The following is a 14,735-nucleotide window of genomic DNA, read 5'->3' on the forward strand; positions in this document are numbered from 1 at the left end:
CCGCATGCGGAACTTCTGCACCTTGCCAGTCACCGTCATCGGGTACTCGTCGACAAAGCGGATATGCCGCGGCACCTTGAAGTGTGCAATGCGCGCCTTGCACCAGCCCTGCAATTCCTCGGCCGTGGCGCTGTGCCCAGGGTGCAGCTTGATCCAGGCGACGATCTCCTCGCCATAACGGCTGCACGGGATGCCGATCACCTGCGCATCAGCCACCGCCGGGTGGGTGTAGAAGAACTCTTCCAGTTCACGCGGGTAGATGTTCTCGCCGCCGCGAATGATCATGTCCTTGTTGCGCCCGACGATGCGTACGTAGCCGTGCTCGTCCATTACCGCCAGGTCGCCCGAGTGCATCCAGCCGGCCGGGTCGATGGCATCCGCCGTGGCCTGGGGGTTGTCCCAGTAGCCGAGCATCACGCTGTAGCCGCGGGTACACAGCTCGCCGATCTCGCCGCGCGGGACGATGCAGCCGTCGGCGTCCACCAGTTTGTTTTCCAGCTGCGGCTGGGTGCGGCCGACGGTGGTCACGCGCAGTTCCAGGTCGTCGTCCGGGCCGGTCTGCAGCGACACCGGGCTGGTTTCGGTCATGCCGTAGGCGATCTGTACTTCGGCCATGTGCATCTGGTCGATGACCCGGCGCATCACTTCGATCGGGCAGGTGGCGCCGGCCATGATGCCGCTGCGCAGGGGCGACAGGTCCATTTGCGCACGTGCGGGGTGGTCGAGCATGGCGATGAACATGGTCGGTACGCCATAGAGAATGCTGGCGCGCTCTTCGGCCACCGCGCGCAGGGTGAGCTCGGCGTCGAAGGCGTCGTTGGGGTAGATCATGGTGCTGCCATGGGTGATGCAACCCAGGTTGGCCATGACCATGCCGAAGCAGTGGTACAGCGGCACCGGGATCACCATGCGGTCGCGTGCGGTCAGGCCCAGGCTTTCGCCGACCATGAAGCCGTTGTTGAGGATGTTGTAGTGGCTGAGCGTGGCGCCCTTCGGTGCGCCGGTGGTGCCGGAGGTGTACTGGATGTTCACCGGCTGGTCGAACTGCAGGCTTTGCTGGCGCTTCGCATAAGCCTCGACGGAGGTCTGCCCTGCCCGCTCGGCCAGCGCTTGCCAAGGCAGGAAGCCTGCCGGCGGGTTGGCGGCCAGGCTGACCACACCACGCAGGTCGGGCAGGCGTTCACTGGCCATTTCACCGGGGGTGGCTCTGGCCAGCTCCGGCGCCAGTTCCTGGACCATGGCGTGGTAGTCGGACGTCTTGAAGGCATCGGCACATACCAGCCAGCGGCAACCGGACTGGCGCAGCACGTATTCCAGCTCGCCCACGCGGTAGGCCGGGTTGATGTTGACCAGAATCGCGCCGACCTTGGCACTGGCCAGCTGCAGGATGCACCACTGGGCGCAGTTGGGCGACCAGATGCCGACCCGATCGCCGGTGTTCACGCCCAGGGCCATCAGGGCACGAGCATGCACCTCGACCTGCTCGGCCAACTGCCGCCAGCTGTAGCGCAGGCCCTGATGGCGCGACACCAGGGCCTCGCCGTCGGCACAACGGGCCACGGTGGCGTCGAAGGCCTGGCCGATGGTCTGGGTCAGCAAGGCTTGGTCCTGGCGACCGCGGGTATAGCTTGGTTGACTCATGGGTGTCCCTTCTTGTGGTTGTTCTGGGCACGACTGAAGCAAGCGGGAATACTTTGGCGCAGATTTACGTTTACGTAAAGGTGATGATCCGATTGACAGTGAGCATCTGCAGGCTTACGTTAACGTAAAGGTGAAAACGACATCGGGTTTGTCGGCGTGTCACCGACCCGCTCCACAGGGTCGGTAGATAGCCCTTGAGCTACGGTGTTACCCAATTTCAAGAACAACAAGGTGCCCCAGCATGCATTACCCCACCCTGAACTTCGCCCTGGGCGAAACCATCGACATGCTGCGCGACCAGGTGCGCACCTTCGTCGCCGCCGAACTGGCCCCGCGCGCCGCGCAAATCGACCACGACAACCTGTTCCCTGCCGACATGTGGCGCAAGTTCGGTGACATGGGTCTGCTGGGCATCACCGTGCCGGAAGAATATGGCGGTGCCGGCCTGGGCTACCTGGCCCACGTGGTGTCGATGGAGGAAATCAGCCGTGGCTCGGCCTCGGTGGCCCTGTCCTACGGTGCCCACTCCAACCTCTGCGTCAACCAGATCAACCGCAACGGCAGCCACGAACAGAAGCTCAAGTACCTGCCCAAGCTGATCAGCGGCGAGCACATCGGCGCCCTGGCCATGAGCGAGCCCAATGCCGGTTCCGACGTGGTGTCGATGAAACTGCGCGCGGAAAAGCGCGGCGACCACTACGTGCTCAACGGCAGCAAGACCTGGATCACCAACGGCCCGGATGCCAACACCTACGTGATCTACGCCAAGACTGACCTGGAAAAGGGCGCGCACGGCATCACCGCATTCATCGTCGAGCGTGACTGGAAAGGCTTCAGCCGCAGCAACAAGTTCGACAAGCTGGGCATGCGTGGCTCCAACACCTGCGAGCTGTTCTTCGATGGCGTCGAAGTGCCGGAAGAAAACATCCTCGGCCAGCTCAACGGTGGCGTGCGCGTGCTGATGAGCGGCCTGGACTACGAGCGCGTGGTGCTGTCCGGCGGCCCGACCGGCATCATGCAAAGCTGCATGGATCTGGTGGTCCCTTACATTCACGACCGCAAACAGTTCGGCCAGAGCATCGGCGAGTTCCAGCTGATCCAGGGCAAGATCGCCGACATGTACACCCAGCTCAACGCCAGCCGCGCCTACCTGTATGCCGTGGCCCAGGCCTGCGACCGTGGCGAGACCACCCGCAAGGACGCCGCCGGGGTGATCCTGTACACCGCCGAGCGTGCCACGCAAATGGCCCTGGAAGCGATCCAGATTCTCGGCGGCAACGGCTATATCAACGAATTCCCGGCCGGCCGCCTGTTGCGCGACGCCAAACTGTACGAGATCGGTGCCGGCACCAGCGAAATCCGCCGGATGCTGATCGGCCGCGAACTGTTCAACGAAACCCGCTGAGCACAAGGGACGGGCGCACATGGCTACCTTGCACACCCAGATCAACCCGCGTTCGGCGGAGTTCGCCAGCAACAGCGCGGCCATGCTCGAACAGGTCCAGGCCCTGCGCGGCCTGCTCGCCCAAGTGGCCCAGGGCGGTGGGCCCAAGGCACAGGAGCGGCACACTTCGCGTGGCAAGCTGCTGCCGCGCGAGCGCATCGACCGCCTGCTGGACCCGGGCTCGCCGTTCCTCGAAATCGGCCAACTGGCTGCCCATGAGGTATATGGCGAAGACGTGCCCGCTGCGGGCGTGATCGCCGGCATCGGCCGCGTCGAAGGCGTGGAATGCATGATCGTGGCCAACGACGCCACGGTAAAAGGCGGTTCCTACTACCCGCTGACGGTGAAGAAGCACCTGCGTGCGCAGACCATCGCCCTGCAGAACCGCCTGCCGTGCATCTACCTGGTGGACTCTGGCGGCGCCAACCTGCCACGCCAGGACGAAGTGTTCCCCGACCGCGAGCACTTCGGGCGGATCTTCTTCAACCAGGCCAACATGAGCGCGCTGGGCATTCCGCAGATTGCAGTGGTGATGGGCTCGTGCACCGCCGGCGGTGCCTACGTGCCAGCGATGGCCGACGAAGCGATCATGGTGCGCCAGCAAGCGACCATCTTCCTCGCCGGGCCACCCTTGGTAAAGGCCGCCACCGGTGAAGTGGTGAGTGCCGAAGACCTCGGCGGTGCCGATGTTCACTGCCGCACCAGCGGCGTGGCCGACCACTATGCCGACAACGACGAACACGCCCTGGCACTGGCCCGACGCAGCGTGGCCAACCTCAACTGGCACAAGCTGGGCAAGCTGCAGCGCCTGGCCCCGGTGGCACCGCTGTATGCCGCCGATGAGCTGTATGGCGTGGTGCCGGCCGATGCCAAGCAACCGTTCGACGTGCGCGAGGTGATCGCGCGCCTGGTCGACGGCTCGGTGTTCGACGAGTTCAAGGCGCTGTTCGGTACCACCCTGGTGTGCGGCTTCGCCCACCTGCACGGCTACCCGGTGGCGATCCTCGCCAACAACGGCATCCTGTTCGCCGAGGCCGCGCAAAAAGGCGCGCACTTCATCGAGCTGGCCTGCCAGCGCGGCATCCCGCTGCTGTTCCTGCAGAACATCACTGGCTTCATGGTCGGCAAGAAGTACGAAGAAGGCGGCATCGCCAAGCACGGCGCCAAGCTGGTCACTGCCGTGGCTTGCGCCCAGGTGCCGAAGTTCACGGTGATCATCGGCGGCAGCTTCGGCGCCGGCAACTACGGCATGTGCGGCCGTGCCTACGACCCGCGCTTCCTGTGGATGTGGCCCAACGCGCGGATTGGCGTGATGGGGGCCGAACAGGCCGCCGGCGTGCTGGCCCAGGTCAAGCGCGAACAGAGCGAGCGCAGTGGTCACCCGTTCAGCGCGGAAGACGAAGCCCGGCTCAAGCAGCCGATCCTTGACCAGTACGAGCACCAGGGCCACCCCTACTATTCCAGCGCCCGCCTGTGGGACGACGGTGTCATCGACCCGGCACAGACCCGCGACGTGCTCGGCCTGGCGTTGTCCGCAGCGCTGAACGCACCGATCGAACAGAGCCGCTTCGGCATTTTCCGGATGTGACCCATGAGCGATTTCAGCACCCTCGAAGTGATCCGCGACCCGCGCGGCTTCGCCACCCTGTGGCTGAGCCGCGAGGACAAGAACAACGCGTTCAACGCCTTGATGATCCGCGAACTGATTGTCGCCCTGGACCAGTTGGCCGAGGACGCCACCCTGCGCTTCGTGCTGCTGCGCGGCCGCGGCCGGCACTTCAGTGCCGGTGCCGACCTGGCCTGGATGCAGCAGTCGGCGCAGCTGGACTTCAACACCAACCTGGATGACGCCCGCGAGCTGGGCGAGCTGATGTATGCCCTGCACCGCCTCAAGGCGCCGACCCTGGCCGTGGTGCAAGGCGCGGCCTTTGGCGGCGCGCTGGGCCTGATCAGCTGCTGCGACATGGCCATCGGCGCCGAAGACGCCCAGCTGTGCCTGTCGGAAGTGCGCATCGGCCTGGCACCGGCAGTGATCAGCCCGTTCGTGGTCAAGGCCATCGGCGAACGTGCCGCGCGCCGCTATGCCCTCACCGCCGAGCGTTTCAGCGGTGTGCGGGCCCGCGAGCTGGGCCTGCTGGCCGAGGTCTACCCAGCCAGCGAGCTGGACGCCCAGGTCGAAGCCTGGGTGAGCAACCTGCTGCAGAACAGCCCCCAAGCGCTACGCGCCACCAAGGACCTGCTGCGTGAAGTGGACGACGGTGAACTCAGCCCGGCCCTGCGCCGCTACTGCGAAAACACCATCGCCCGCATCCGCGTCAGCGCCGAAGGCCAGGAGGGCCTGCGCGCCTTCCTGGAAAAACGCCGCCCCGCCTGGCAAACCGACGACAAGAAGGAACCGCGCCCATGAGCCGCCCCGCTTTGACCACCCTGCTGGTCGCCAACCGCGGCGAAATCGCCTGCCGGGTGATGCGCACCGCCAAGGCCATGGGCCTGACCACCGTGGCCGTGCACAGCGCCACCGACCGTGATGCCCGGCACAGCCGCGAAGCCGATATCCGCGTCGACCTCGGCGGCACCAAGGCTGCCGAAAGCTACCTGCTGGTCGACAAGCTGCTGGCTGCCGCCAAGGCCAGCGGTGCCCAGGCCATCCACCCGGGCTATGGCTTCCTGTCCGAGAACGCAGGCTTTGCCCGCGCCATCGAAGAGGCCGGGCTGATCTTCCTCGGCCCTCCGGCCAGTGCCATCGACGCCATGGGCAGCAAGTCGGCGGCCAAGGCACTGATGGAAGCTGCTGGCGTGCCGCTGGTGCCGGGCTACCACGGCGAAGCCCAGGACCTTGACACCTTCCGCGCCGCCGCCGAACGCATCGGCTACCCGGTGCTGCTCAAGGCCAGCGCCGGCGGCGGTGGCAAGGGCATGAAAGTGGTCGAGGAGGAAAACCAGTTGGCCGACGCCCTGGCCTCGGCCCAGCGCGAGGCACAGTCGTCGTTCGGCGACGCACGCATGCTGGTGGAAAAGTACGTGCTCAAGCCTCGCCACGTGGAAATCCAGGTATTCGCCGACCAGCACGGCAACTGCCTGTACCTCAACGAGCGTGACTGTTCGATCCAGCGCCGCCACCAGAAGGTGGTGGAAGAAGCCCCTGCGCCAGGCCTTTCACCCGAATTGCGCCGGGCCATGGGTGAAGCGGCGGTACGCGCGGCCCAGGCCATCGGCTACGTGGGCGCAGGCACCGTGGAATTCCTGCTCGATGCCCGTGGCGAGTTCTTCTTCATGGAAATGAACACCCGCCTGCAGGTGGAGCACCCGGTCACCGAGGCCATTACCGGGCTCGACCTGGTGGCCTGGCAGATTCGCGTGGCCTGCGGCGAGGCCCTGCCGATCACCCAGGAACAGGTGCCGCTGATCGGCCATGCCATCGAAGTGCGCCTGTATGCCGAAGACCCGGCCAACGAATTCCTGCCCGCGACCGGCAAGCTGGCGCTGTACCGCGAGTCGGCAGTCGGCGAAGGCCGAAGGGTGGACAGCGGGGTCAGCGAAGGTGATGTGGTGTCGCCGTTCTACGACCCGATGCTGGGCAAGCTGATCGCCTGGGGCGAAGACCGCGAGCAGGCGCGCCTGCGCTTGCTGGCCATGCTCGACGAGTTTGCCATTGGCGGGTTGAAGACCAACATCGCCTTCCTGCGGCGCATTCTCGCCCACCCGGCGTTTGCTGCAGCGGAGCTGGATACTGGCTTCATTCCGCGTCATCAGGAGGTTTTGCTGCCCGCGCCACAAGCGCTGCCGGCAGGCTTCTGGGAAGCAGCGGCCGAGGCCTGGCTGCAGGGTCAGGCCGCACATCAGCGGGACGACGACCGCAGTTCGCCATGGGCCGAGCGCAACGGCCTGCGCCTTGGCCTGCCGGCGCGCAGCAGCCTGCATCTGGTGAGTGGCGGGCAGGACCAGGCGGTTGCCCTGGAGCGCAGCGCTGCGTCTACCTGGCAGCTGGTGGGCGAGCAGTTGGTACATGACCAGGCGGGCGTGCGTCGCCAGCATCTGGCGATCCGCCGCGGTGGCACGCTGTACTTGCACTGGGACGGCGAGATGCATGCCATCGAAGCCTTCGACCCGATTGCCGAGGCCGAGGCCAGCCATAGCCATCAAGGCGGCCTGGGCGCGCCCATGAACGGCAGCATCGTGCGGGTGCTGGTGGAGCCTGGGCAGGTGGTGGAAGCAGGTACGGCGCTGGTAGTGCTGGAGGCCATGAAGATGGAGCACAGCATTCGCGCGCCGCATGGCGGCACGGTAAAGGCGTTGTTCTGCCAGGAAGGGGATATGGTCAGCGAAGGGACGGTACTGGTCGATTTGGCAGAGTAAGCGTCCTGGGGGCCGCTTTGCGGCCCTTTCGCGACACAAGGCCGCTCCTACAGGGACGGTGCATGCCCTGAGGTTGGTGCGGTACTTGTGGGAGCGGCCTTGTGTCGCGAAAGGGCTGTGCAGCAGCCCCGGCAAGCTAGAAAACCTCGTGCCCCCGCACGACCACGCCCAGAAACTCGCAGCCTTCTTCACACAGGACTGTCGGATAGCGCGTATTCAGCGGCTTGAGCATCTTGTCTCCGCCCTCCTCGACCAACTGCCGCAATACTGCCGGCCGCCCGGGCTGCCGCGCGATTACCAACCTCCCTGGTTCTGCGGGCAGGCCGGTATCCACCAGCACACGCATGCCCTCAGGCACGCTCTTGCCGCTGGCGGCATTCATCGAGTCGTTTTCCACCACCAACCAGAATGCATTGCCTGCGGGCATATAGTCCGTCTGTTCGTGGGCCTTGCTTGCCTCTGGCAAAGGCCCCTGCAAGTCAGCCCAACTCAGCACCGGGAAGCGAAAGCTCGCATACAGCAGCGCTTCGGCCGAAACCGGCTGTTCAGCCGCATAGTGACCAGGCGATTCGCGCACGATATCGCGCTCCACCACCATCACTTGGGCTTCCAGAAACACCAGCCCAAGTTTTTCGAGCTTTTCGTTGATGGTTTCCAGCGTCGGCCGCCGCGTGCCACGCAGCCAATGCCCCACGCCCCCCTGAGTCATGCCCAGGCGTTCGGCCAGCTTCAGTTGGCTGAGATTGTGTTCGCGCTTGTAGCGCTTGAGAAATGCGTTCCAGTTTTCCATGAGCGGCAACAATACGGACTGTATTACTCGCAGCAATACACAATCTGAATTATTTATTTTTAGATAGATAGTACAGACTGACCTATCCTGTGATTCCCGCGTGTTTGAAGGGAAATCAGAAGGTATCGCGATGAAACATCCGAAAAACGACGAAACAGATCTCGACAGCGAAGCCGCCCGCCGCGCTCTCGACTACTACCTCAACCCCAACCCGCCGCGTCCCACTCTGGACAACAAGATCTGGACCCTGCACGAGGGCGTAACCACCGACCAGGCCCAGGAGCACGCCATCGCTCTGCTGCGCTGCGCCGCCGCCACCGCACAGGAAACCGCCACCCACCAGCAGGGCAGCCAGCGCGAGCTGACCTTCGCCCTGATGCACATGATGGACATGGCCCGCGCACTGCTGGAGCACAAACGCACCGGGAAACCGGGTTTGTAGACACGAAGAGAAGGGAGAGAACGTGATGGCCGGGTAACGGCAAAGGCCCCGATTGCCGGGACAAGGAAGCGCATCGGTAAAACTTTTTTACCGGATTAGCGAAAATTCATTTGACTGGCAAATGATAACGATTATTATTGCACTCAGCTGATCGCAAGATCTGCTGGATAACCTGGAGCTTAGGTCGCTCTCAGATTATCTCCTCATCAGGCTAATCACGGTTTTTGACCCGGCTTTTTGCTGGGTCTTTTTTTTGGCTCTTCAGGCTAATGAAGATCGTGATGGCGCGCATGATAGCAAAAGTGTTTCAGGGCGTGAACGCTCATTACAAAACTTTGCGGAATCAGCACTTGAGAATCAATCTCGTTTCACCTACGCTGATCACGCATCACGGAAGATGCCCCCATCCCTCCCCCTCCATAGAGCAAGGAGCTGTCCATGAGCCGTCTGCTGCTGCCCCTTGAGCACCCAACCCCTGCTGCCGAACATCATGCCGACGACGCCCTGCTGCACGCCCTGAAACGCCTGCCACGGCGTGTGCAACAAGTATTCCTGCTCAACCGCCTCGACCAACTGGACTTCGCCAGCATCGCCGCCCGCCTCGACCTGCCATTGGCGAGCATCGAGCGGCACATGGACCAGGCACTGCAGGCCGGCCGCTCGCGCCGGGATGTGCTGGCGAGTGTTGCCGGGCAATGGTACGTGCGCTTGCAGAGCCCACAGGTAACGGCCTGCGAGCGGATTGATTTTCGCCGTTGGCTGGATGCGGACATGGCGAATCTGCAGGCGTTCCATGACACGGAACTGCACTGGCGCAGCCTGTTGGCACCGGCACGGCAACTGGGCCAGGACGGCTGGTACCAGCAAGGTCGGGCGGCGCTGTCGTTGGGCGGCTGTTCAGTTGCGGTCGGGCTTGGCGTGGCGGCGTTGGTACTGTTCGGTATCTGGGCCTGATCAACACCTCAGCTACGCCGTAATCGCTTTCAACGAGGATGGCTCGTTTGCTATCAAGTTCGAGTGCTGGTCAGCGTTTCCGTCAGGCATGCAAGCAGTAGCCATCCGCACAAGCTGGCACCCAGGAACAGCAGCCCCAGGCTCATCGGCAACGCGCTTTCGACGCCAGCAATCAGACTGCCAGCCAGACCACCACCTGCGAACAACAATGTCGTATTGAGCGACGCTGCCGCACCGGCCTGCTGCGGGTAACGCGCCAAGGCCTGGGTCGTTGCAGCCGGACGCACCAGCGTTGTCCCGGTCGTGCAGATGATCATCGGCAGCAGCAGCCCCGCCACCGTCAATCCCGCTACCTGTTCCCAGATCACCAGTGTGATGCCCCCGGCAGCTATAAGCAGGAACCCTGTCTTGATCTGAACCTGCGGACTTACACGATTGTTCAAGTAGGTCGCGGCTGCCCCGCCTGCGATATACGCAAGCCCATAGGCAATAAATACCACCGAGAATTGATAGGGCGTCAGCCTCAGGCTGTCCATCAACGCCAATGGCGCGACAACGATGAAGGAAAAATGGCAGGCAAACGCGAAACTGGACAGCAGGGAGTGCGCAAGAAAGGTCGTATCACGCAGCAGGACCCAATAGCTGCTCATGCCTGAACGGCCTCGGGATACAGGCGTGTCCTGCAACAATACACAGGAGAGGCATGAAACGATCACGGCGATGAAAGCGAATACCGTAAAGCTGCCCTTCCAGCCAAAGGATTGTTGGAGAAAAGCGCCTGCGACCGGTGACAACGAAATGAACAGCCCACTTGCGCTAGTCAGCAGGATCCGCATGGCATTGCGCTGTTTACCACTGTACAGATCCTGCACAAGCGCTTGGCCCAGCACGAAACTCCCGCACCCCACGGCCTGCAGCAAACGGAACGCCAAGAACGTCTCATAGCGGGTTGAAAATACACAACCCACCGCCCCTGCAATGGACACACCCAGCCCAGCGAGCAACAACCGCTTGCGCCCCATACCATCCGACAATGGCCCGATCACCAGTTGCGCCAAGGCAACACCAAACGCAAAGAAGCTCACCGAGTAGGCTATCTGCTGTGACTCGACGTGAAACTCGTCTGCGAGCGCCGGGAATGATGGCAGGATTACATCCAGCGGGAATACACCCAATAGACACAACAGAATCAACAAGGCCGAGCACAGATAGCTATTGAGTGACCCCAAGGGCCCGGAAATAGTCACTGGAATCTCCCTGGAAGCGCCGAGCCCTGATGGTAGCGATACCCTGAAGATGTACAACCCGGACCGGGCAGCGAAACCTCCGATGGAGTTGTAGGACCTTTCCCTATCACTTACTTCCGATGAGGTCTGATGCCATATGGCTTTCTGTTGACTGGACAGCTAGCCCCCAGCGACGCCTCGGGATTCGGATCCTGACACTGTCGCCGGGCAAGCCCTTCCAGAAAACCGCTTAGCCTTCCAGCCCTTTCTTCAGCGCCGCCAGGCCGTCTTCATAGATACGAGCGAACAGCGCAGTTGCCTCAGCATCGCTGATACCCACCGGCACGAACGACCCGGACCATTCCACACGAGACCCGCTACCTTCAGCCACCACACGCAGGGTCGACTGGTAGTCACGTACTGGCGCTGGGCCGCTGAGGATGGTGTAGCTGTAACTGCGGCCGGCTTCGTTGAAGTCCAGCAGGCGCTCGATGATGGTGTCGCCAGCCACGCTCTTCAGGGTACGAACGCGGCCGCCTTCGCTCAGGGTGCTTTCGGGGATGAACGGCAGCCAGTCGGGCAGCGCGTCGAAACCGCCAATCAGTTGCCAAACGCGGTTGGCATCGGTTGCCAGGGTGATGGAGGCTTGTGCAGTTGCCATGGTAATTCTCCTCGGGGCGTGGCCCCATTGATTCGGGGTAGACAGGGCCGCAATGCGGCCCTGCAAGATCGGTTCAAACAGCAGGTACCGGAGCCTGGGCGTTGATCAGCCCTTGCTGGCGCAGGTCGTTCCAGAAGGCCATCGGAATCACCTTGCTCAGGGCAGCGAGGTCTTCGTTGGCGTGAGCCGGGCGGGTGGAGCCCGGGATCACCGAGACCACGGCCGGGTGGGCCAGGGCGAACTGCAGGGCCGCCGCCTTCACATCCACGCCATGGGCACGGGCCACGGCACGGATGCGCTCGAGCTTGGCCAGCACCGGCTGGGTGGCTTTCTGGTACTCGAAGTGCTCGCCGCCGGCGGTAACACCCGAGCTGTACGGGCCACCCACGACAATGCCGACACCCTGCTCCACCGCTTGCGGCATGACGCGTTGCAGTGCGCGGTCGTGGTCCAGCAGCGAGTAGCGGCCGGCCAACAGGAAGCCGTCCGGACGGGCTTCTTCCAGGTCGAGGGTCAGCTCGATCGGCTCGACGCGGTTCACACCCAGGCCCCAGGCCATGATCACACCTTCTTCACGCAGACGGGTCAGTACGCGGAAGGCTCCAGTACGGGCGACTTCGAACTGGCTCAGCCATTCATCACCGTAGAAGTCCTGGGCGATGTCGTGGATCCAGACGATGTCCAGGCGGTCGGTCTTCAGGCGGCGCAGGCTGTCTTCGATCGAGCGCAGGGTGGCGTCGGCGCTGTAGTCGTTGACGATGCGGTTGCGGTTGCCGTGCTCGAACAGGCCGCTTTTTTCGCCCAGTTCACGGGCCGCCGGGTCTTCCAGTTCGTCGAGGATGATGCGACCAACCTTGGTGCTGAGCACGTACTCGTCACGTGGGCGACCGACCAGGGCATTGCCCAGGCGGCTTTCGGAGAGGCCGGCACCGTAGAAAGGCGCGCTGTCGAAGTAGCGCACACCGTTGTTCCAGGCGGCATCGACGGTAGCCTGTACTTCTTCTTCAGGCACGTTGCGGAACATGTTGCCCAGTGGGGCGGTACCGAAGCCCAGCGGGTTGGCGATAAGGGATTTGAGGTTCATGTGCATTTTCCTGATGAGGGAGTCGGGTGTGAACTCCAGTGGCTGCAATCCTATGCGCCACCCACCAAGACCGTCCAAGTCATATTTCGAACGACTTTAGACCTTTTATGCAACACCACTCAATCGTGCTTCACTATGCCTGTATGGCATCGATGCGATAGCGATCAGCCCCTTGTTGCCCCCAACAGTCTGTCGTGCGGACTGCTCTCAGTAATTGAAATCATGACCTAGCTGGCCCTGCACCCATTCAAGGAATTGTCGAACCCTGCGGGTTTCAGCATGGCCTCGAGGAAAGACCAGGTGGTGGGCACTGACGGGCGTCGCCAGGTCTTCTGCAAATACCGGTACCAACTCGCCGCGGGCGATATAGTCCTGCGCCAGCAGGGAACTCTCCAAGGCCAGCCCATACCCATGACTGGCGGCCTCCAGGCTCATGTAGGAGCGATCGAAGCTCAGTGCGTAGGGGGACTGAGGCAACGCCACACCTTGCTGGGCGAACCATTGGGGCCATTGCACCAACGCGGCTTCCGACAGGATCAGGTTCTGCCCCAGCAGATCGCTGGGCTGCTCGATAGACGTACGCTCGAGAAGCTGTGGCGAGGCCAGCACAGTTGCACGTTCATGTCGGATGGTGCGCACTTCCAGGCTGGGCCAGTTGGGGTAGCCATGACGAATATCCAGGTCGATCTGATGACGGCCGAAGTGCAGCGACTCGTAGGAGCACGACAGGTTGATCTGGATTTGCGGGTGACTGTTACGAAAATGGTCCAGGCGCGGTAGCAACCAGAGCAGGCCGAAGCTAGGCGCGGAATGAAGCCGCAGGCAATCGAAGCCCACCGAGTTGCCAGCGCGCTCGGTGGCAGTAGCCAGGCTCTGCAATATGCCTGACACCTCGCGCAGGTACTGCTCGCCTGCCGGGGTCAGCGCAACACCGCGTGCCTCGCGAATGAACAATGGGCGACCGATCAAGGCTTCCAGATTGGCAATCTGGTGGCTCACCGCAGAGGGCGTGAGGTTCAACTGCTCTGCGGCACGTGCGACGTTGGCGAAACGAGCAACTTGCTCGAAGGCCTGAATTGCTTTCAGGGAAGGGATCTGAGGAAGTTTTCGAAGGTTGTCCAGGCTCATGACCATTCCTGAAGGATTCACAGCGGTACCAAGGCTTTTACCTTCCTGTAAGCCCCAGGCACAAGTCGAGGGCTGAATTTTTTTCAGCACCGGGTGAAAGAGGCAGCGTTGCTCGGGGTGCTGTCCGGGACGAAGCTGTGCCTATCGGTTCTGCCGGAACCGTCGCTCACAACAATAATCATCTGGAGCAACCTCGATGCTGTTAACAGGAAAATTTGCCGTGATCACCGGCGCGGCCTCTGCCCGAGGTATCGGCCGGGCAACAGCCCAGGCGTTTGCCGACCAAGGCGCCAGAGTCGCCATCCTCGACCTGGACGCTACTGCCGCAGCCGAAGCTGCCGCTTCACTTGGCGAAGGCCACCTTGGCCTGGCTGCCAACGTTGCCGATGAAGCACAGGTACGTGATGCCATCGCCCAGGTACTCGCGCAATTCGGTCGGATCGACGTGCTGGTAAACAACGCCGGTATCACTCAACCGGTGAAAACCCTGGAAATCACCGGGGCTGACTATGACCGGATTCTCAACGTGAACCTGCGTGGCACATTGTTGATGTCCCAGGCGGTGATCCCAGCCATGCGTGCGCAACGCGCCGGCAGCATCATCTGCATGTCGTCGGTGTCTGCCCAACGTGGTGGCGGCATCTTCGGTGGCCCCCACTACAGCGCAGCGAAGGCTGGCGTGCTCGGTCTGGGCAAGGCGATGGCCCGTGAACTGGGACCGGACAATATTCGCGTCAACTCGATCACGCCAGGCCTGATTCACACTGACATCACCGGTGGCCTCATGCAGGATGAGCGCCGTCACGCCATCATCGAAGGCATCCCGCTGGGCCGCCTGGGTGAGGCGCGCGATGTCGCCAATGCGGCATTGTTCCTGGCCAGTGACCTGTCCAGCTACCTGACGGGCATTACCCTGGATGTCAACGGCGGGATGCTGATCCACTGAGCATCCGGTGCATCGTGACCTGCACCTGACCCGGCGCAGGTCACGCGTTCGATAACAACAAGA

General features: G+C 62.8%; 13 protein-coding genes. 7 read left to right on the forward strand and 6 right to left on the reverse strand.

Features of this window, described 5'->3' with window-relative positions:
- Positions 1 to 1,641: AMP-binding protein (locus tag ACK1U9_RS08525; protein WP_449109824.1), on the reverse strand; the 1,641-nt coding region annotated here is incomplete at its 3' end.
- Positions 1,642 to 1,882: 241 nt separating this feature from the next.
- On the opposite strand from ACK1U9_RS08525, the gene ACK1U9_RS08530 reads away from it, so the two are divergent.
- From ACK1U9_RS08530 to ACK1U9_RS08545, 4 genes are read left to right on the forward strand one after another with little or no spacing between them, the layout of a single operon-like run.
- Positions 1,883 to 3,046 carry an isovaleryl-CoA dehydrogenase gene (locus ACK1U9_RS08530; RefSeq protein WP_013973339.1) on the forward strand — a complete coding sequence of 388 codons (1,164 nt, stop codon included), beginning with the start codon at positions 1,883 to 1,885 and terminating at the stop codon, positions 3,044 to 3,046.
- A 19-nt stretch (positions 3,047 to 3,065) separates the two neighbouring features.
- Positions 3,066 to 4,673, forward strand: a complete 1,608-nt coding sequence (locus ACK1U9_RS08535) for a carboxyl transferase domain-containing protein (protein WP_046615628.1) — start codon at positions 3,066 to 3,068, stop codon at positions 4,671 to 4,673.
- A gap of 3 nt (positions 4,674 to 4,676) precedes the next feature.
- The gene (locus tag ACK1U9_RS08540; protein WP_046615627.1) at positions 4,677 to 5,492 is read left to right on the forward strand and encodes a gamma-carboxygeranoyl-CoA hydratase; all 816 of its coding nucleotides are present in this window, start codon (positions 4,677 to 4,679) and stop codon (positions 5,490 to 5,492) included.
- A complete protein-coding gene (locus ACK1U9_RS08545) occupies positions 5,489 to 7,441 on the forward strand; it encodes an acetyl/propionyl/methylcrotonyl-CoA carboxylase subunit alpha (protein WP_342247751.1) in 1,953 nt (650 codons plus the stop codon). The genes ACK1U9_RS08540 and ACK1U9_RS08545 overlap by 4 nt, the downstream gene beginning before the upstream one ends.
- A 136-nt stretch (positions 7,442 to 7,577) precedes the next feature.
- Here the strand turns inward: ACK1U9_RS08545 and ACK1U9_RS08550 are convergent, their stop codons facing one another.
- On the reverse strand, positions 7,578 to 8,231 hold the full coding sequence (locus tag ACK1U9_RS08550; RefSeq protein ID WP_046615625.1) for a LexA family protein: 654 nt from the start codon (positions 8,229 to 8,231) through the stop codon (positions 7,578 to 7,580).
- Between the two features lie 130 nt (positions 8,232 to 8,361).
- On the opposite strand from ACK1U9_RS08550, the gene ACK1U9_RS08555 reads away from it, so the two are divergent.
- Both ACK1U9_RS08555 and ACK1U9_RS08560 read left to right on the forward strand, forming a co-directional pair.
- On the forward strand, positions 8,362 to 8,673 hold the full coding sequence (locus ACK1U9_RS08555) for a DUF6124 family protein (protein WP_046615624.1): 312 nt from the start codon (positions 8,362 to 8,364) through the stop codon (positions 8,671 to 8,673).
- Between the two features lie 438 nt (positions 8,674 to 9,111).
- The gene (locus ACK1U9_RS08560) at positions 9,112 to 9,627 is read left to right on the forward strand and encodes a DUF4880 domain-containing protein (protein ID WP_449109825.1); all 516 of its coding nucleotides are present in this window, start codon (positions 9,112 to 9,114) and stop codon (positions 9,625 to 9,627) included.
- A 53-nt stretch (positions 9,628 to 9,680) separates the two neighbouring features.
- Here the strand turns inward: ACK1U9_RS08560 and ACK1U9_RS08565 are convergent, their stop codons facing one another.
- The 4 genes from ACK1U9_RS08565 to ACK1U9_RS08580 all read right to left on the reverse strand — a co-directional run bounded on the left by ACK1U9_RS08565 (position 9,681) and on the right by ACK1U9_RS08580 (position 13,726).
- Positions 9,681 to 10,868, reverse strand: a complete 1,188-nt coding sequence (locus ACK1U9_RS08565; RefSeq protein WP_449109828.1) for a Bcr/CflA family efflux MFS transporter — start codon at positions 10,866 to 10,868, stop codon at positions 9,681 to 9,683.
- A 235-nt stretch (positions 10,869 to 11,103) separates the two neighbouring features.
- The gene (locus tag ACK1U9_RS08570) at positions 11,104 to 11,514 is read right to left on the reverse strand and encodes an SRPBCC family protein (RefSeq protein ID WP_108480837.1); all 411 of its coding nucleotides are present in this window, start codon (positions 11,512 to 11,514) and stop codon (positions 11,104 to 11,106) included.
- A 73-nt stretch (positions 11,515 to 11,587) separates the two neighbouring features.
- Positions 11,588 to 12,598, reverse strand: coding sequence for an aldo/keto reductase (locus ACK1U9_RS08575; RefSeq protein WP_108480836.1), 1,011 nt, complete (start codon positions 12,596 to 12,598; stop codon positions 11,588 to 11,590).
- A gap of 207 nt (positions 12,599 to 12,805) precedes the next feature.
- On the reverse strand, positions 12,806 to 13,726 hold the full coding sequence (locus tag ACK1U9_RS08580) for a LysR substrate-binding domain-containing protein (protein WP_085599442.1): 921 nt from the start codon (positions 13,724 to 13,726) through the stop codon (positions 12,806 to 12,808).
- 196 nt (positions 13,727 to 13,922) lie between these two features.
- Here ACK1U9_RS08580 and ACK1U9_RS08585 point away from each other — a divergent pair, with 196 nt between their 5' ends.
- Positions 13,923 to 14,672, forward strand: a complete 750-nt coding sequence (locus tag ACK1U9_RS08585; RefSeq protein WP_063912632.1) for an SDR family NAD(P)-dependent oxidoreductase — start codon at positions 13,923 to 13,925, stop codon at positions 14,670 to 14,672.
- Positions 14,673 to 14,735: the final 63 nt, after the last annotated feature.

The sequence above is a fragment of the Pseudomonas sp. XP1 genome (assembly GCF_053557675.1).

Coding starts and splice junctions, on each gene's coding strand:
- ACK1U9_RS08530 (WP_013973339.1), top strand. CDS start 1,883: ATGCATTACCCCACCCTGAACTTCGCCCTGGGCGAAACCATCGACATG.
- ACK1U9_RS08535 (WP_046615628.1), top strand. CDS start 3,066: ATGGCTACCTTGCACACCCAGATCAACCCGCGTTCGGCGGAGTTCGCC.
- ACK1U9_RS08540 (WP_046615627.1), top strand. CDS start 4,677: ATGAGCGATTTCAGCACCCTCGAAGTGATCCGCGACCCGCGCGGCTTC.
- ACK1U9_RS08545 (WP_342247751.1), top strand. CDS start 5,489: ATGAGCCGCCCCGCTTTGACCACCCTGCTGGTCGCCAACCGCGGCGAA.
- ACK1U9_RS08550 (WP_046615625.1), bottom strand. CDS start 8,231: ATGGAAAACTGGAACGCATTTCTCAAGCGCTACAAGCGCGAACACAAT.
- ACK1U9_RS08555 (WP_046615624.1), top strand. CDS start 8,362: ATGAAACATCCGAAAAACGACGAAACAGATCTCGACAGCGAAGCCGCC.
- ACK1U9_RS08560 (WP_449109825.1), top strand. CDS start 9,112: ATGAGCCGTCTGCTGCTGCCCCTTGAGCACCCAACCCCTGCTGCCGAA.
- ACK1U9_RS08570 (WP_108480837.1), bottom strand. CDS start 11,514: ATGGCAACTGCACAAGCCTCCATCACCCTGGCAACCGATGCCAACCGC.
- ACK1U9_RS08575 (WP_108480836.1), bottom strand. CDS start 12,598: ATGAACCTCAAATCCCTTATCGCCAACCCGCTGGGCTTCGGTACCGCC.
- ACK1U9_RS08580 (WP_085599442.1), bottom strand. CDS start 13,726: ATGAGCCTGGACAACCTTCGAAAACTTCCTCAGATCCCTTCCCTGAAA.
- ACK1U9_RS08585 (WP_063912632.1), top strand. CDS start 13,923: ATGCTGTTAACAGGAAAATTTGCCGTGATCACCGGCGCGGCCTCTGCC.